This is a genomic window from Cellvibrio sp. GW822-FHT04B05 (genome assembly GCF_058800985.1).
Genome location: NZ_JBXAMU010000001.1, coordinates 697,938 through 715,153 on the forward strand (window position 1 = coordinate 697,938; position 17,216 = coordinate 715,153).

Genomic DNA, 17,216 nt, shown 5'->3' on the forward strand with positions numbered 1-17,216 from the left:
AATGTTGTGCCGAATTGTGCTGATCATGGCCCTGGTTTTCCAGGGCAACTAAATTACCACAGCCGATCCGGCAGGTTTAGTTCCGGCATATAGTTATTCTTTATCAAGAATTTGAACTGCGTATTACAAGGTGCAGGAGTGAATCAGGATGTGGGATTCGTAGGGGGTATTAACAATAGGAATTAGCGGGATGCAATCCATTTGATGACGGGCAGGGCATTTGGGTAGTTGCCGATTTCGATGCGGGTATGGCTGGCGTAGTCGATCCGGAGCTGCTTGAATAATGCTGGATTGCACCAATCCAGTTGCAATATGTGCGCAATAATAATCCGGATAACCCCACCGTGACAAAGTAGCAGCTGATGTTGATAGCCATCATCTTTGAGCAATGATTCCCACGCCTTGATAATACGACGCGCAAAATCATTAATTGCTTCACCGTTGGGTGGTCGGGTGAAGTTGGGCGATTGCCAGAAGTTTTCCAGGTTTATCCATTCATCCCCCAGTTCGTCGAAAGCAATACCATCCCAATTGCCAAAATTCATTTCCATTAAGTTTGGTTCGATTTGCAAAGGAATAAGGTACTGAGAGGAAAATTCTATTGCAGATAGAGCACAGCGAATTAACGGTGAACAGATAATGCGGTCAATAACAGAATCCTGATGGACGTGTTGCAGTGTGCTGTATAAATCCTGTTTCCCTTGTGCACTTAATTCAATATCAGTATGACCATAAAGCGCAGCTTTGCCATTAACTTTGCCGTGGCGAACAAGGGTAATTTTTCTATCGCTCATCGTGCTTTATCTTTCTCTTTTGGTCGCATCTTTTAAGCAAAGCGGCAAGCCGGCAGCGATAAAAAATACCTTGTCTGCTTGCTGCGCCAGCATTTGGTTTAAGCGGCCCGCTTCATCGACAAACTGTCGGGTAATTTCGCCGAGCGGAATAATGCCGAGGCCAACTTCATTGGCGACAAAAATAATCTGCGCTTTGCTGTTACTCACAGCATCGAACAATTGTTTAAATAATGCAGGAAAATCCTGTTGTGGTTCGCGGAATAATTGGTTGTTCAACCACAGCGTTAAACAATCCACCAAAATGGTTTGCGCATGTTGGCCTGCTTCGCTAATGGCCTCTATCAGATTCAGTGGACATTCGTGCACGCACCATTCGCCTGGTCGGTTTTGTTGATGATGGGTAATACGCTCCGCCATTTCTGCATCCGATGCCGTTGCTGTAGCGAGATACACCACCGGCAAGTTGCTATCAATCGCAAGTTGCTGCGCAAAGCGCGATTTTCCCGAGCGGGCACCGCCCAATACCAAGGTCACCATGTGCTTGCCGCCAATAACACTGCGTAAATCCCCAATTCAGTGATTTGTTGTGCTGCGCCCAGGCAATCGCCGGTGTAACCGCCAATCTGTTTTTGGAAATAGAATTTTACGGCGTAGCGCAGTAAAATTAATACCACAATTATCAATAGCGCGGCTTGCCACTCGGTGAGGGCAAATATTGGTAAAGCGCTTGCCAATAAAATTATCAGGTCAGCTTTGGATTGGTTATTGGCGAGCGGTTTACTTTTGCTGCCGTCTTCATCGGCAACGTAGCACATATCGAAGACTAAGCTTGCGGCGACTGCGCGCGATACAGCGTAGGCAATGATCAGGCTTAATGCAATTTGCGTATTCTCGATCAGCAATATGTATTTCCCCAGCAGCGCCATTACCAGTGCGGTTGCGCCATAGGTACCGATGCGGCTGTCTTTCATGATGTTGAGTTTTTCCTCGCGCACAAACGCACCGCCAAATCCATCGGCAGTATCGGCAAGACCATCTTCATGGAAAGCGCCGGTGAGTAATAAACTGAATCCCATCGCTAACCACAGGCTAACGGAATTAGAGAAAAACGTATCGGCGGCGATAAAAACCAGCGCAACTAATCCCCCCAGCAACCAACCGACCAGCGTGAAATAGCGGCTCGCGCGGTTGAGGTTTTCCGGTGAGTAAACAATCCATGCCGGCATGGGGATGCGGCTAAAAAATCCCAGCGCGAGAAAAAATAAATTCAGCTGTTGCTTCACAAATTTATGCCTGTGCGTATGCCTGCACTTTCAAACGTCGCCATCTGGTTGTAGAAACTCACTGCCGCTTGAATAATCGGCATTGCAAGCGCAGCACCAGTGCCTTCCCCCAAACGCAACCCTAAATCCAGCAGCGGTTGTGCAGCCAATAATTGCAGCATTAATTGATGGCCGGTTTCTTCGGAGCGATGGGCAAAAATCATATAGTCGCGCGCATTGGGATGAATACTCACCGCGAGCAGCGCAGCCGCGCCGACGATAAAACCATCCACTAGAATCAAACGTCCGGCTTGGGCAGTGGCGAGCATCGCACCGCAGATTTGTGCAATTTCAAAACCACCGACTTCACATAAAATAGCCAGCGGTGATTTCTCGTTGATACGTGCAACACCTTGCTTTACCAGCGCAATTTTTTTGGCGAGTTGCTCGCTATTAATACCTGTCCCCACTCCGACACAGCTTTCCACCGGTGCACCGCTGATGGCGGCGAGTATGGCGGCAGCCGAGCTGCTATTGCCGATACCCATTTCCCCGAACGCCAATAAATTTGAACCGGCCGCGAGTTCAGCCTCGGCAAATTCTTTTCCTGCGGCGATGGCTTGTTCGGCTTGCGCAATTGTCATCGCCGGCTCCTGCGCGAAATTGCGTGTGCCTGCGGCGATGCGTTGCAAAATCAAGGCAGAGGGCGCGGGTTTGATTTCGTCTTTAATACCGGCATCAATCACTTTGAGCGGAATGTGGTTGGTGCGGCAAAAGCAATTGATCGCCGCGCCGCCCGCTAAAAAGTTGAGCAGCATTTGCTGGGTCACACTGCTGGATGCAATGCTTACGCCTTCCTCGGCGATACCATGGTCGGCTACAAATACCAGCATCAGTGGCCGTTCAATGCTCAGGCGTTTGCGCTGCTGTACCAGCGCGATTTGCAGCGCGATCTGTTCAAGCTGACCCAGGGCGCCCAGGGGTTTGGTTTTCTGGTCAATCCGCTGCTGGATCTCCGGAGCCAGTTCGCGGTTGAGGGGCGCTATTTGCCAATCGAATGTCATAGGTATTTTCCTTTTTTGAAGGTCGCGCAAATTAACATATCCTGCTGCATTTGGCGTGCGCTACGCTCCTGGCAAAACCCGGCGTATAATCGCGCCCGGTTTTATCTGCCTGTAGTCATTGTCTGTCCATTAATGCTTTTTGAATGCGTCCGGAGTTTGCCATGTTTGAATCCCTCCCTCTGTTACCTGCCGATCCCATTTTGGGGCTAAGTATCGCCTATGCCAACGACACTAATCCCAACAAGGTGGACCTGGGAGTGGGTGTGTATAAGAACGATGCGGGAGTGACGCCTATTATGAAGGCAGTGGCCGAGGCCGAGAAATTGCGCATTGCCCGCGAGACCAGTAAGGCTTACACCCCGCCAGCGGGATACCCCGGCGCAAATGACGCAGTGACCAAACTGGTGTGCGGCGCAGATCACCCCGCAGTAGCGGCCAAACGTGTGCGTACTATCCAGACTCCCGGCGGCTGCGGCGCGTTGCGTGTAGCGGCGGAGTTGATCCAGCGCGCAAAACCCGGCGCGAACCTGTGGGTGAGCATCCCGACCTGGGCGAACCACGTTCCTCTATTGGGCAGTGCCGGTTTGAGCCTGCGCGAATATCCTTACTACGATTACAAAACCCACAACATTGATTTTGCAGCCATGCTCGCGACTATCAATGAAATTCCGCGCGGTGATTTGATTTTGCTGCACGCCTGCTGTCACAACCCGAGCGGTGCGGATTTGTCGCGCGCGCAATGGGATCAAGTTGCTGATGTATTGGAAGCGCGCGGTGTGATTCCGTTTATCGATATGGCTTACCAGGGGTTCGGTGAAGGTTTGGAGGAGGATACTTACGGCCTGCGTCTGATGGCCGCGCGTTTGCCGGAAGTAGTGATCGCGACTTCATTCTCCAAAAACTTTGGTTTGTACCGCGAGCGCGCCGGCAGCTTGAGCCTGGTGTTTGCCGATCAAGCCCAAGCCGATGCGGGCAACAGCCAGTTATTAAGTGTGACCCGCGCGCTTTACTCAATGCCGCCGGCGCACGGTGCAGCGTTGATCGACATTATTCTGCACAGCGATGAGCTGACCACAATCTGGAGCGATGAATTGACCTCCATGCGCGAGCGCATCGCCGGTTTGCGTGTGCAGTTGGTGCAATCCCTCAACCAATTACAACAACGGCGCGATTTTGGTTTTATCGCCCGGGAGCGCGGTATGTTTTCGTTTTTGGGTTTGAACGTGGAGCAAGTGCACAAATTGAAAAGCGACTACAGCATCTATATGACCGATACCAGCCGCATCAGCGTGGCGGGTTTGACTAAAGAAAAAATGGATTACGTCGCCAAGGCGATAGTGTCGGTGTTGTAAGAAACTCCACAACTCAAAAAGCCTGGAGGATTGCCTCCAGGCCTTTTTTCTCGATGATATTCAGTAGCCGCAGAGATGAGCCATTGGGTTTGTTATCGCCCGACTCCCACTTTTGTAGTGCGGACGTGCTCACGTTGAGTACTGCCGCCATCACTGTTTGGCTCAGGTGTTCGCGCAAGCGCAAAGCTTTAATTTGTTGGGGAGAAATTTCCTGCACTTCCAGATTACGTAGTTGCTCGTATTCGTTCATACGGCGCGCGCTAATGACCGCTTCATGCAATCCGGTGACTGTCTCCTGCATTTCATTCAATAAGCGACAGTTTGTGTTTTCACAATTTACCTCCAGCAATTCGCCGGTATTCATGGCGATTTCCAGCGGTTGATCAGTCAGCGATAGGAGAGCGCTAGTGAGTTGTTCCAATTTAACGGTGAGGCTGCCAAGCCCGCAATTAATGAACACACTTATAACAATTACTGCCATTGTGCATCGATCTGATGCTATTTCCGGATATCCGGTCGATCCTGCATACGCATTTGCTCAAGCGGCAGGGTGCCGGGCTCTTCCGCATTCTCGGCGATAGCTTCCGGAACACTCTCCAGCTTGAGTACCGCCTTTTGCAGGATCAGGGTATTGGGGTAGTTAATCAGGTTGCCATCCGGGCGTTTCAGAATCACATGAAACATGGTGATTTCGACGATGATCCCGCTCATATCGTCGTCTTTGTCGAGGATTTTGATGTGGTCATTCACTTTGTAAGGGAAGCCGAAGAAAATAATCATGCTGGCGGTCACGTTGCTCAAAATCGACCACTGGGCAAATAAGGCGATACCGACTACGGCAAAGATCGACGATAGGAAGACCGAAATCTCGCTGTAACCAAGCCCTAAAAATAAACACATCACAACGATACAGCAAAATACCATCGCGATATTCATCAGGCGCGTCATGTAGAGTACGCGCAAATCGCCGAGCGCGCGGCGTAGGCTGATGTCGTGAATAACCTTATCCAACAACTTGGCGGCGAGATAAAAGGCCACGATACAACCAAGCACAATCAATAATTTTGAAAACACACTGTGGCTTACAATCTGTTCGATACTGGGTATATCCACGTTGACACCTGCATTGCTGATTCAAAACACGGCTGCCATACTCCGACAACCGCTCAAGGGCGGCATTATACCGACTGAATTCCTGATCGAGCGCTTTATGACTCCTTTGTTATGTATTGCCCATCGCGGTGGACCACAAACAGCCAATACACCATTGCCGGAAAATAGCCTGGCTGCAATTGAGCGCGCGCTCGCATTGGGCGTATATGCGGTCGAAATTGATATATTTCAAATAGAAGGTGAACTGTTGGTCACCCATGATCGCCGCTTGGGGCGCGTGGTGTCCGGACATGGAATAATCACTGAACAACCGCTGAGCTATCTGCACAAACAACGCTTGGAAAATGGTGAACCAATTCCAACGTTGCAGCAAGTTTTGGAATTGGTGGGCGACAGGGCATTGCTCAATATCGAAATCAAAGGGGCTAATTCAGTGCCGGTACTCACGCGAGTGTTGCAAGATTATGTGAACAATCATCACGGTAATTACGAGCAATACACAGTTTCCAGTTTTGATCATCAACAATTGTTCCAATGCATGCAGCAACTACCGCAGATAAAGCGCGGTGTGCTGATTGAAGGGATTCCACTCGACTACGCCCGTTGCTGTGAACCGCTCGCCGCTTACTCATTTAATACGCATTTAAGCTTCCTGACACCGGAATTAATTAAAGATGCAAAAGAACGCGGGCTGAAAAATTGGGTCTATACCGTTAATCACGAAGATGATTGGGCTTATATGGAAGCCTTGGGCGTGGATGCCGTATTCACCGACAAACCAGACCAATTGCTCGCATTTAATCGCGACTTCGCCGCGCGCCAACAATAAATCCCGATAAAGATTTATTTTTACCAGCAAAGGGAACACGAGAATGCAAATAAAAATTATTGCCGCTGTGTGGATATCGCTGCTGCTTGCAGGATGTAATAATCCCGCAACAACATCAGTGCCAGTTGCAGCAGCTAAAACAAACGCTATCAGCGTCACACTGGAAAACAAAGACGGAAAATTCCAACTTTATCGCGCGGGAAAACCCTATTTTATCCTCGGCGCCGGTGGCTCCTCTAATCCGGAACTGCTTGCAGCGAGCGGCGGCAATTCAATTCGCACCTGGAGCACCGATGGCGCAGATAAAATATTGGATCGCGCGCACGAATTAGGTTTAACGGTAATGCTCGGCTTGAATATAGGTCACGAGCGTCATGGATTTGATTACAACGATAAAGCGGCGGTGGCGGCGCAAAAAGAATTTGTGATCAATGAAGTAAAAAAATATAAAGATCATCCCGCACTATTGGCTTGGGGAATTGGTAACGAAGTGGATTTGTTCTACACCAACACCAATGTCTGGTATGCGGTTGAAGATATCGCCCACACTATTCAACAACTTGATCCTAATCATGTGGTTACCACAGTGACTGCGGGAATTGATGCAGAAAAAGCGCGCTTGATTATGGAGCGTGTTCCCAGCATCGATTATCTGAGCGTTAATATTTATGGCGGACTTGAAACTTTGCCGCAGACATTAAATTCCATTGGTTGGAAGGGTGCTTACGTAGTGACCGAATGGGGACCAACCGGACATTGGCAAATTGCCAAAACCGCGTGGGATGTACCCATCGAACAAACCAGCACTGAAAAAGCCAAATCCTATCGCGAGCGCTATGAAGCTGGTGTTCTCGGTGCGCCCGATAAAGCATTGGGTTCCTACGCATTTTTCTGGGGACAAAAGCAGGAAACTACACCGACCTGGTATGGTTTGTTTCTGGAATCGGGTGATGCAACTGAAGTTATCGATAGCATGCAATATTTATGGACGGGCAAATGGCCTGAGCATCGCGCGCCCTCCATTCGCAGCTTTGTAATCGACGGCAAAAAAGCGACGGACAATATTTATTTGCATTCGGGGAAAAATTACACCGCGCGTCTTGATGCATTCCATCCTACGCAAGAAGATTTTCATATCCGTTGGGAAATATTACCTGAGAGCACTGATATCAAAGCGGGCGGTGATCGGGAATCCCGTCCACAAGCTATTACGGGTTTATTTGTAAAAGATAATGGCAAGGGTGCGTTGGAATTTACTGCGCCAGCTAAAAAAGGCCCTTACCGTTTATTTGGCTATGTCACCAATAATTATCATCGGGCTGCAGTGGCTAACATTCCTTTTTATGTTCGTTAGGTACTGTTTCACTAAAAGTTATACAGCGATGGTCGTTATTGCGTAAAATCCGGCTGTTGTATTTACGGAGTTGTTATGAAAGCTATAAAGAATTTTTTCCCGTTTGTTTGTTGCCTGAGTTTACTATCCTGCGCACAAGCGCCCGAGTCTTCATACCTTGAGGCCAATGCTGCTCAAACCAATGTTATTCAAACCAATGCCAGCCAAACAAAAGTATCTGCTGTTCAAACCTCCACTGCAAATGCCGCACAACCAGTTAAAGTAGCACCCATGATTACCGCTACGGACTTTTCAACCTGTATCACGTCATTCGAAGAAAAAGCACAGCAGGCAGGAATATCGAACAAAACAATTAACAATAGTCTCGCTAAAGCCAAACTCAATACGCGCGTGCTGGAATTGGATCGCCAGCAGCCTGAATTCACCACCACGTTTGCTGATTATTTTAATCGTCGCGTGACCGATAAACGTATCGAACAAGGTCAGGCGTTGCTGGTAAAACATCAGGTTTTGCTTGATCGTGTGTCGCAGCAATATGGTGTACCTGCTCCTTATCTATTAGCGTTTTGGGGACTTGAAACCAATTTCGGAAGTTATTTTGGCAATATCCCGGTGGTAGATTCGCTTTCAACCCTGGCCTGTGATCCGCGACGTAGCGCTTATTTTACCGGTGAATTGATATCAGCACTGCGTATTCTTGATGAAGGTGCAATTGAACCTAACAAAATGATCGGTTCATGGGCGGGTGCAATGGGGCATGTACAATTTATGCCATCTGCCTTTCTAAGGAATGCGGTGGATTACGATGGCGATAACAAGCGTGACCTATGGAACAGTACGGCGGATGCTATGGCATCGGCGGCCAAATTTTTACAGAGCCTTGGTTGGAATTCCAGCGAGCGCTGGGGACGTGAAGTAAAATTACCCAATAATTTTCCGTTCCTTGAAGCCGGTTTAAAAAATAGTAAAACGATTTCTGAATGGAGCAAATTGGGTGTGACTCAAGCGGATAAAACTCCTTTGCCCGCAGCTGATATAAAGGCCTCCCTATTAGTCCCTTCCGGTTACCAGGGGCCAGTGTTTCTCGTGTACGACAACTTTAATGTAATCATGCGTTGGAATCGTTCCGAATTTTATGCACTCGCTGTTGGACATCTTGCTGATCGCATTGCAGGTAAAGAAAAGTTGGTACAGCCGCCACCGGAAGATGCACCGCGCTTGCATCGCCATCAAGTGGTAATTTTGCAGGAGCAATTAAACAAAAGAGGTTTTGATGTAGGCGCCCCCGATGGAATTCTCGGCCCGGGAACTCGTCGCGCTATCAGTGAGTTCCAGCACCAACAAGGCATGATTGCCGATGGGTTTCCCAGTAAAAAAGTGATTGGACTACTGGGGGTGGATATCGATTCGGTGAAACATTGATTGCCTGATGTTGTCAGTCTACCAAATCTATATCCAGACAGTTTAGTAATCTTATTGCCTCCAAGCGGCTGAACCTGGCCGCTTTGATCTCATTGTTAAAGATATCGATATCATAATTTTCGGCTTCGCTGAAATCGGCTTCTTGCAGATTGGTTTTCATAAACAGGCTGTTGCTGAAATCGGTATAAATAAATTTAGCCTTGCTGAAATTGCCGTTTCTAAAATCCACATCATGTGCTTTGCAATGCTCAAGGATGAGTTCGCTTAAGCTAAGGTTAAAAAAAGATGAATCATTAATAATGCACTCACTAAAGCTGATTGGTGCAGTGAAGTTAAAGCGCGGCCAATCCGCTTTAGTCCAGTCTACACCGACTAGCTTGCTCTCTTTAAAACTGGTATCAAAGAATTTGCTGTAATCAACTTTAATATTGCTCAGATTAGACGCGGTAAATACACAGTCTACAAATTTGCATTTGTAGAATCTCACACCAGAAAAGTTACATTGCTGAAAAGTGCAGTTTTCAAAAACTACTTCAGTAAATGATTCTCCTGTGACATCCAGGCAATTGAATGTTGTTGAAAAGTATTCACTGTAATCATCAATATTCATATTGGTTCTGCACTTAAGCTAAAGGCTTTGGTTGGAATGGTTGGTGAATCATCCGATAAACGAATATTGGCATTTACGCTGGAGTAAAAACAGTCTTGTTTTATCCCAATATCTGTGAGCAATTCACAGCTTAACCGGCAGGGTTTACGCTTCTTTGTATGTCGCCAATGGTATTTGTGGTGGTAGCTGATTAATATGACCAGCTATAGCAAAACTAATTAACACGGTAGCGGTACCTTGATTTTTGTATAACATAATTCCTGATGCGAGATATATTGTATGAAAATAATTCACAGTCTTTTGATTGGTGCTTTGTGCTTCTCATGCCTTGTAATGGCTGAGCCGGTACAAACTATCAACGCTGATAATAAACAGTTTCTTTATACCGGCAGGATCGATTTTGCTGATAAAAAAGCACCATCCCTTTCCTGGGCGGGGTCGAGCATCAAAGCCAACTTTACCGGTAGCTTATTGGCAATCACCCTGGACGATCAGTTCGGAAAAAATTATTTCAATATTATTGTGGACGGTGAGACCCGGCATCCTTATGTACTGGAAGCCAAACAGGGCGAGCAGACCTATATCATTTCCACTGCATTAAAACCCGGTAATCACAGTTTGGAAATTTACAAACGCACGGAAGGTGAGGAGGGTGCGACCGCTTTTAAGGGATTGGTGCTGGATGCCGATGCAAAACTATTGCCGCCACCGGCGCGGCCAACACGCCGGATGGAAATTTACGGCGATTCCATCAGTACCGGCATGGGCAATGAAGCTGCGGATAATGGGGTCGATCATTTGCTCAGCGAAAAAAATAATTACTGGGCTTACGGCGCAATTACGGCGCGCAATCTCAATGCGGAGTTGCACACAATTTCACAAAGCGGTATCGGTATCATGATCAGTTGGTTCCCCTTTATTATGCCGCAATTTTATGATCAGTTAAGTGCCGTGGGCAATAACGATTCAACGTGGGATTTTGCCCAATGGACCCCCGATCTGGTCGTCATTAACCTATTTCAGAATGATGCCTGGTTGGTTGATAGGGAAAAACGTTTGCAGCCTATCCCGACTGATGCACAGCGAGTGCAAGCCTATATTGATTTTGTGCGTAGCATTCGTGCTAAATACCCGAACGCGCAGATTATTTGTGCTTTGGGTAGCATGGATGCGACGGCTACACCAAAATGGCCAGGATATATCACCACGGCAGTTGAGCGTATGAAAAAGGCAAACAAAGATCAAAAACTGGATACAATTTTCTTTGACTTCACCGGCTTTGGCGGTCACCCAAGAGTTGCGCAACACAAAGCCAATGCAGAAAAATTAACGGCGTTTATCAAACAGAAAATGAACTGGTAGCGTGTAGGAAAAACAACGGGCGAGCAATGCTCGCCCGGTTTATCACTAGCGCTTCAAATCCAGCAAGCGGAAATAAGCGGCCTTGGGTTCGTGTTTGCGGTCAAACAATAATGGATAATTAGTCCTGCCATTGATGGGAAAATCGTTGAGCCAACTGGCATCATCGCTTACGCCCCAGAAAGTAACACGGTCGATTTTGTCGCGGTGTTTAAGCAAAATTTTAAACAGTGATTCGTAAGCTTTCGCGAGCTTTTCATCAATCTCTTTTGGCAATCCTTTGATGTAAGGATCGCGTTCCGGTTTGTATTCAAAGCGGGTAGAAATTTCTGCAACCGGCAAATTCCACACCGATGGAAGTACATCAATATCCAATTCGGTGAGATGAACTTTCAATCCCAAAGCCGAATAGGCAAGAATACTGTCCTCAAAGTCCTGCATGTTGGTTTCCAGACCGATATGCGCCTGCATACCCAAACCATGGATTGGTGTCCCGCGTTTTTGCAAGCGCTTGATCATATCAATGGTTGCCTGGCGTTTCTCCGGACGTTCGTTGTTGTAATCGTTGTACATGAGGTGTGCTTTCGGGTCTACCTCATGGGCGAGATTGAATGCATTGACCAAAAAGTCATCGCCCATGATATTGTACCAATGGCTATCGCGCATTTTATTGTCATCGCCAACGGCCTCATTGACTACATCCCAAGCGGCAAGCTTGCCCTTGTAGCGATCTACGATAGTGGTGATATGTTCTTTTTGCTTTTTCTCAAGTTCAGTTTTGGAAATATAATTTCCAGCTTTGTTTTTAAATACACTTTCAGGGATTTGACTGTGCCAGCCCAGCGTATGGCCGACCATATGTAAATTATGTTTACTGCCAAAATCGACAAAAGCATCGGCATCTTGCCATTTCCAGCTGCCATCTTCGTTGCGCATCTCACCCCATTTCATACAATTTTCCGGAGTGATGGAATTAAAATCTTTATTGATTAATACGATCAATTTTGGATCTTGCTGTTTAATAATCGTTGCGCTCAATGCAGCGCCGATTAGAAAATCATCTTTATAGGCATCTTTCAAACCTGTCGCTGCACTGGCTTTTTCTGCTGCCTGTAATTTCGCTGCAGCAGCAATAGTTGTGGTCGCGCCGGTGAGCACTAATAATTGTCTACGTGAAATATTCATGGATGCTTCTCGCTAATTGATGAGTTTCAGGATTCTTATCATTTTTGACCTGGCCATAAAACGGGATAGTGGTGCTACACCAGATAGATTGTGTTGTGAGGCCATCCTTTACATTTATTGAATGTGTATTCTTGTATACGAGTGATATATTTGCAATGACTATAAGATAGCAGCTGATTAATAATAATCCATGGGGAATTGAAAGTGCACAGGCCATTTTTTTGCAAGCTATTCATTTTATTAACATTTTTTTTCAGTATTGCGATAGCGTCTGTTCGCGCTGAAGATGGTTATGACATGTGGCTACGCTATACACCGGTAACAGATCAGCAATTGCGCAAAGCCTACCAACAGCAGCTCACCCAACTGGTTGTGGAGGGAAGTTCGCCCGGTCTGGCGGTCGCGGTTGCAGAGTTGCAGCGGGGGTTAAGCGGTTTGTTAGATAAACCCATTGCCATCACCCAAGGGACATTATCCAAATATGCATTGGTGATAGGTACTCCAGCCAATTCCCCGCTAATCGCTGCATCCAATCTTACCGAGCGGCTTGCACCCTTGGGTAGTGAGGGCTATCTCATTGAGAAAACGCAGATTAATAAACGCGATGTTATTGTTATTGCGGCAAATTCTGATGTCGGTGTGCTCTACGGTAGTTTCCATTTTTTACGCTTGATCCAAACACAACAACCGCTAAATAAAATTTCAATCACCAGCGCGCCAAAATTGCAGCATCGCGTGGTTAATCATTGGGATAATTTAAATCGCCTTGTTGAGCGCGGTTATGCGGGGCTGTCGCTGTGGGATTGGGGCACCTTGCCGGATCATAAATCCCGGCGCTATGAAGATTATGCGCGCATCAATGCATCGCTCGGTATTAACGGCACGGTGATTAATAATGTGAATGCTGACCCGCGTATTTTAAGCGATCAGTTCCTGGAGAAAATTGCTGCATTGGCCGATGTATTTCGCCCCTATGGCATAAAAATGTATTTATCAATTAATTACAATTCGCCACGTGCATTTGGCGATTTGGATACGGCTGATCCGTTAGATCCGCGCGTACAAAAATGGTGGGAAGAGCGCACTAAAAAAGTCTATGAATATATTCCCGATTTTGGCGGCTATTTAGTAAAAGCTAACTCTGAGGGTCAACCAGGGCCGCAGGATTACAACCGCAATCATGCCGATGGTGCAAACATGTTGGCTGCTGCATTAAAGCCTTACGGTGGTGTGGTGTTCTGGCGTGCATTTGTATATCACCCGGATATTGGTGATCGTTTTCGTGGTTCTTATGATGAATTTAAACCACTTGATGGAAAATTTGCAGAAAACGTTATCTTGCAAGTAAAAAATGGTCCTATCGATTTTCAACCGCGCGAACCTTATTCCGCATTATTTTCCGCAATGGAAAAAACCAACATGATGATGGAGTTTCAGGTTACACAGGAATATTTTGGTTTTGCTACCCATCTTGCTTACCAGGGACCACTGTTTGAAGAATCATTGCGCACCGACACTTTTGCAAAAGGTGAAGGCTCGACGATTGGTAATATCCTGGAAGGGAAAACGTTTAACACCAGGCGAACCGGCATGGCTGCGGTGATAAACCCTGGCACTGACCGCAATTGGACCGGGCATCCCTTCGTGCAGTCAAGCTGGTATGCGTTTGGGCGAATGGCGTGGGATCACAATATTTCTGCTGAAGTTGCTGCGGAAGAGTGGCTGCGTATGACCTTCTCCAACGATAAAAAATTTATCGAACCAGTGAAAAAAATCATGCTTGCTTCGCGTGAAACTGGTGTGAATTATCGCTCACCGTTGGGACTTACTCATTTGTACTCGCAAGGTGATCATTACGGTCCCGCCCCTTGGACGGCTAATGTAGAGCGCCCTGACTGGACGGCGATTTATTATCACCGTGCTGCAAAAGATGGCATCGGGTTTGACCGTACCAAATCAGGATCAAATGCGGTTGTGCAGTATCCAGCTCCGCTCGCACAGCTATACGGCGATTTAAATTCGGTGCCTGAAGAGTTAATGCTTTGGTTTCACCACGTGAGCTGGGATCACAAAATGAAATCTGGCCGAACGCTCTGGAACGAACTGGTACATAAATATTATGAGGGTGTAGATGAGGTTCGCACTATGCAAAGCGAATGGGATAAATTGGAACGCTATATTGATACAGAGCGCTTTCAGCAAGTAAAAGCACTCTTGCAAGTGCAGGAGCGCGATGCGGTTATTTGGCGTGATTCCTGTGTGCTTTATTTCCAGACTTTTTCCGGCAAGCCTATTCCTGCAAACTACGAGCAGCCACAGCATGGTTTGACATATTACCAAACGCTGGCACGTACCCGCTATGTGCCTGAGCCCTGGCATCCTGCCAGTTCAAGCCGTGTTTTAAAATAGTCCTTTTGCATTACCTATGTTATTTCGCTTATTTATCTGCAAAAAAAATCCTTCGCAAAGCGAAGGATTTTTTTTGCGAAAATAACAATCAATTATTGATTGTTAAATCCTTATATTGGCTACCGTAATAGGTGTGCACATTTTTTGCCCAAGTTTCATCGGCCATATCTGGCCAATCATCCTTGTCGAAACCGGGTGCATTCTCCAAACGTTGTTTATCAATATCCAAAATAAAACGTTTATTGATAGTATCCAGCTTCAATGCACTCCAAGGCACAGCAAATAATTTCTCGCCCAAGCCCAGGAATGACCCAAATGACAATACGGCATAGCTGATTTTACCACTGGCTACATCCAGCATAATTTCTTTAATGTCACCGAGATCTTCATCTGCGCGGTTGTACACGTCATTACCAATCAGTGTGTCTGCTCCCATTAAGCGTGGGCCTGGGCCATTGCCATCATCACTGCGAGTTAAGTTGGTTTTATACATTCCATAAGTATCACGAGTTTCATAGTTCATAAAAATACCCTCTTTTATTAATTAGCTAAAAATAAGTCAGCTCATTGGAACTTTATCCGAGTTAACAAGGTGATCTTACCTTATTACTTTTTTTAATCTGTTCGGCAACCGACACCCAGGCATTATTTAAAAAAGTTTTAAATAATGAACTATCCGCCAATAGGTTGAATAAGGTGAAGCAATTTTCAAAATACCTGTAACAGTTTTCGAATGTAACTATATTTATGTCTCCCCCTTCTTAATTGGACATTCTTGAGTAGGAAGATAGTCAATTGATGAAAATTGCTACTTATAACGTTAACGGAATTAATGCGAGATTAGCTGTACTGTCTCGCTGGCTTCAAGAAGCATCCCCCGATATTGTTTGCCTGCAAGAGCTAAAAGCACCACAAGATAAATTTCCTGAAAGTGCTATTTTGGATTTAGGATATTCTGCGATATGGAGTGGGCAGAAAAGTTGGAATGGTGTTGCAATACTCTCCAAAGTGGGAAAACCGTTAGAAATAAGACGTAGCCTGCCGGGTGATAATGATGATCTGCATAGTCGCTATCTTGAAGCTGCTGTTAATGGAATCGTTATTGGATGCCTATATATTCCTAACGGGAACCCCGTTCCCGGGCCGAAATTTGATTATAAATTGGCATGGATAGAGCGACTTATTATTCATGCGCAGACACTCATTGATATTAAAGCTCCCGTAGTGTTAGTGGGGGACTACAACGTTATTCCCACTGATAAAGATGTTTATAAACCTGAGCGCTGGATTGACGACGCGCTTTTTCGTCCTGAAGTTAGGCTGGCTTTTGAAAAACTGATGGATCAGGGATGGACCGACGTTATCAGGGCGCAACACCGGGAAGAAATCATTTATACCTTTTGGGATTATTTTCGCAATGCGTATGCGCGTAATGCAGGTTTGCGCATCGACCACTTCTTAATTAATAGCCGCGTTAAAAAAAGGTTGCTGGATAGCGGTGTTGATAAGTATGTCCGTGGTTGGGAAAAATCCAGCGATCACGCGCCAGTATGGTTAACGTTAAAACAATAATGTTCGCAGCCGCACCGAGGATAGCCTGCGTTGCGCCTATGGTCATGAGGTTAGTTAATCATTCTAATATTTTTAACCCAACCGTTTCGGAGCTTAATATGACCCAGCCACAACGTAAGGTCCCGCCAAGTACCAAGCCTAAATCACAAGAGGCAACCGCGCTTTTAAGGGCAGATCATAAACTCGTCAGCTCTCTATTCGAGCAGTATGAGTCCGCTCGGTCAGTCACCAAGAAAAAAGCCCTGGTTGCGCAAATTTGCCAGGAGCTCACTGTCCACGCCCAAATTGAAGAAGAAATTTTTTATCCTAAAGTAAAACAGGCATTGAAGGATAAAGAGTTGATTCCGGAAGCAGTGGTGGAGCACGCGACTTTGAAAGATCTTATCTCCCAGATCGAAGATGTTGAGCCGGATGGCGAAATGTATGATGCAAAGGTTAAGGTGCTTTCAGAATACGTTAAACATCACGTGAAAGAAGAACAGAATGAAATTTTTCCTAAAGTGAAAGATTCAAAACTGGATCTTATTGCTCTCGGTGAGGAGCTCGTACAGCGGAAGGAAGAGTTGCTTGCGCAGTTGAAATAAATTCAAAATGGCCTTTAAAAGGCCATTTTTTGCACTAAAGCACTTACCCTTCGGGTTGTTGATAATGGCCCGGGTGTACCTGTGGATTGTTGGGGCGATGCAGGCCAATAACCTGAATATCGGAAATTGCTCCCGCTTTGGTAGTGTTGGCTAGTTGTATATATTTTTCAGCTTCTTCGCGTGCAAGTGAATCTTTGTCACAAGATATTTCAATAGTATTGGGTTGGTTATTGCAAAGATAACTTATTAAAAAGCGGTATTGTTTCTTCATCTCATCTCCAACTACTTTATCTCAACTTTTAATTTT

Annotated in this window: 18 protein-coding genes; 8 read left to right on the forward strand and 10 right to left on the reverse strand. The window is 46.2% G+C overall.

Annotated elements, in window-relative coordinates:
• Window positions 1–182 precede the first annotated feature (182 nt).
• From AC1RJL_RS02805 to cobT, 4 genes are read right to left on the reverse strand one after another with little or no spacing between them, the layout of a single operon-like run.
• Window positions 183–794 carry a histidine phosphatase family protein gene (locus tag AC1RJL_RS02805; RefSeq protein WP_492911230.1) on the reverse strand — a complete coding sequence of 204 codons (612 nt, stop codon included), beginning with the start codon at window positions 792–794 and terminating at the stop codon, window positions 183–185.
• Between the two features lie 6 nt (window positions 795–800).
• Window positions 801–1,331 (reverse strand): bifunctional adenosylcobinamide kinase/adenosylcobinamide-phosphate guanylyltransferase, encoded by a 531-nt coding sequence (cobU, locus tag AC1RJL_RS02810; protein WP_492911231.1) that lies wholly within the window; start codon window positions 1,329–1,331, stop codon window positions 801–803.
• Entirely contained in the window at window positions 1,325–2,077 is a 753-nt protein-coding gene (locus AC1RJL_RS02815) for an adenosylcobinamide-GDP ribazoletransferase (protein WP_492911232.1), read from the reverse strand. The genes cobU and AC1RJL_RS02815 overlap by 7 nt, the downstream gene beginning before the upstream one ends.
• Window positions 2,074–3,120 (reverse strand): nicotinate-nucleotide--dimethylbenzimidazole phosphoribosyltransferase, encoded by a 1,047-nt coding sequence (cobT, locus tag AC1RJL_RS02820; protein WP_492911233.1) that lies wholly within the window; start codon window positions 3,118–3,120, stop codon window positions 2,074–2,076. The genes AC1RJL_RS02815 and cobT overlap by 4 nt, the downstream gene beginning before the upstream one ends.
• Window positions 3,121–3,281: 161 nt before the next feature.
• On the opposite strand from cobT, the gene AC1RJL_RS02825 reads away from it, so the two are divergent.
• Window positions 3,282–4,472, forward strand: a complete 1,191-nt coding sequence (locus AC1RJL_RS02825; RefSeq protein ID WP_492911234.1) for an amino acid aminotransferase — start codon at window positions 3,282–3,284, stop codon at window positions 4,470–4,472.
• Between the two features lie 13 nt (window positions 4,473–4,485).
• On the opposite strand, the gene AC1RJL_RS02830 is transcribed toward AC1RJL_RS02825, so the two are convergent.
• Together AC1RJL_RS02830 and AC1RJL_RS02835 are read right to left on the reverse strand one after the other, a co-directional pair.
• A complete protein-coding gene (locus AC1RJL_RS02830; RefSeq protein ID WP_492911235.1) occupies window positions 4,486–4,953 on the reverse strand; it encodes a helix-turn-helix domain-containing protein in 468 nt (155 codons plus the stop codon).
• Window positions 4,954–4,970: 17 nt separating this feature from the next.
• Window positions 4,971–5,585 (reverse strand): mechanosensitive ion channel domain-containing protein, encoded by a 615-nt coding sequence (locus AC1RJL_RS02835; protein WP_492911236.1) that lies wholly within the window; start codon window positions 5,583–5,585, stop codon window positions 4,971–4,973.
• Between the two features lie 97 nt (window positions 5,586–5,682).
• On the opposite strand from AC1RJL_RS02835, the gene AC1RJL_RS02840 reads away from it, so the two are divergent.
• The 3 genes from AC1RJL_RS02840 (at window position 5,683) to AC1RJL_RS02850 (ending at window position 9,190) form a co-directional block, all read left to right on the forward strand.
• On the forward strand, window positions 5,683–6,414 hold the full coding sequence (locus AC1RJL_RS02840; RefSeq protein WP_492911237.1) for a glycerophosphodiester phosphodiesterase: 732 nt from the start codon (window positions 5,683–5,685) through the stop codon (window positions 6,412–6,414).
• A 43-nt stretch (window positions 6,415–6,457) separates the two neighbouring features.
• Complete coding sequence (locus AC1RJL_RS02845; protein ID WP_492911238.1) at window positions 6,458–7,768, forward strand: glycoside hydrolase family 2 TIM barrel-domain containing protein; 1,311 nt, start codon at window positions 6,458–6,460, stop codon at window positions 7,766–7,768.
• A 75-nt stretch (window positions 7,769–7,843) separates the two neighbouring features.
• Window positions 7,844–9,190: a lytic murein transglycosylase gene (locus AC1RJL_RS02850; RefSeq protein WP_492911239.1), complete on the forward strand. Its 1,347-nt coding sequence runs from the start codon at window positions 7,844–7,846 to the stop codon at window positions 9,188–9,190.
• Between the two features lie 13 nt (window positions 9,191–9,203).
• On the opposite strand, the gene AC1RJL_RS02855 is transcribed toward AC1RJL_RS02850, so the two are convergent.
• The gene (locus AC1RJL_RS02855; RefSeq protein WP_492911240.1) at window positions 9,204–9,800 is read right to left on the reverse strand and encodes a pentapeptide repeat-containing protein; all 597 of its coding nucleotides are present in this window, start codon (window positions 9,798–9,800) and stop codon (window positions 9,204–9,206) included.
• Between the two features lie 279 nt (window positions 9,801–10,079).
• Here AC1RJL_RS02855 and AC1RJL_RS02860 point away from each other — a divergent pair, with 279 nt between their 5' ends.
• Window positions 10,080–11,162, forward strand: a complete 1,083-nt coding sequence (locus AC1RJL_RS02860) for an SGNH/GDSL hydrolase family protein (RefSeq protein WP_492911241.1) — start codon at window positions 10,080–10,082, stop codon at window positions 11,160–11,162.
• Between the two features lie 45 nt (window positions 11,163–11,207).
• Here AC1RJL_RS02860 and AC1RJL_RS02865 read toward each other — a convergent pair whose 3' ends face one another.
• On the reverse strand, window positions 11,208–12,344 hold the full coding sequence (locus tag AC1RJL_RS02865; protein ID WP_492911242.1) for an endo-1,4-beta-xylanase: 1,137 nt from the start codon (window positions 12,342–12,344) through the stop codon (window positions 11,208–11,210).
• A 297-nt stretch (window positions 12,345–12,641) separates the two neighbouring features.
• On the opposite strand from AC1RJL_RS02865, the gene AC1RJL_RS02870 reads away from it, so the two are divergent.
• Entirely contained in the window at window positions 12,642–14,753 is a 2,112-nt protein-coding gene (locus tag AC1RJL_RS02870; RefSeq protein ID WP_492911243.1) for an alpha-glucuronidase family glycosyl hydrolase, read from the forward strand.
• 88 nt (window positions 14,754–14,841) lie between these two features.
• Here AC1RJL_RS02870 and AC1RJL_RS02875 read toward each other — a convergent pair whose 3' ends face one another.
• Window positions 14,842–15,276, reverse strand: a complete 435-nt coding sequence (locus tag AC1RJL_RS02875; RefSeq protein WP_492911244.1) for a PRC-barrel domain-containing protein — start codon at window positions 15,274–15,276, stop codon at window positions 14,842–14,844.
• 275 nt (window positions 15,277–15,551) lie between these two features.
• Here AC1RJL_RS02875 and xth point away from each other — a divergent pair, with 275 nt between their 5' ends.
• The gene (gene xth, locus AC1RJL_RS02880) at window positions 15,552–16,325 is read left to right on the forward strand and encodes an exodeoxyribonuclease III (RefSeq protein ID WP_492911245.1); all 774 of its coding nucleotides are present in this window, start codon (window positions 15,552–15,554) and stop codon (window positions 16,323–16,325) included.
• A 98-nt stretch (window positions 16,326–16,423) separates the two neighbouring features.
• A complete protein-coding gene (locus tag AC1RJL_RS02885) occupies window positions 16,424–16,909 on the forward strand; it encodes a hemerythrin domain-containing protein (RefSeq protein WP_492911246.1) in 486 nt (161 codons plus the stop codon).
• A 43-nt stretch (window positions 16,910–16,952) separates the two neighbouring features.
• On the opposite strand, the gene AC1RJL_RS02890 is transcribed toward AC1RJL_RS02885, so the two are convergent.
• Window positions 16,953–17,180, reverse strand: coding sequence for a hypothetical protein (locus AC1RJL_RS02890; protein WP_492911247.1), 228 nt, complete (start codon window positions 17,178–17,180; stop codon window positions 16,953–16,955).
• Window positions 17,181–17,216 lie beyond the last annotated feature (36 nt).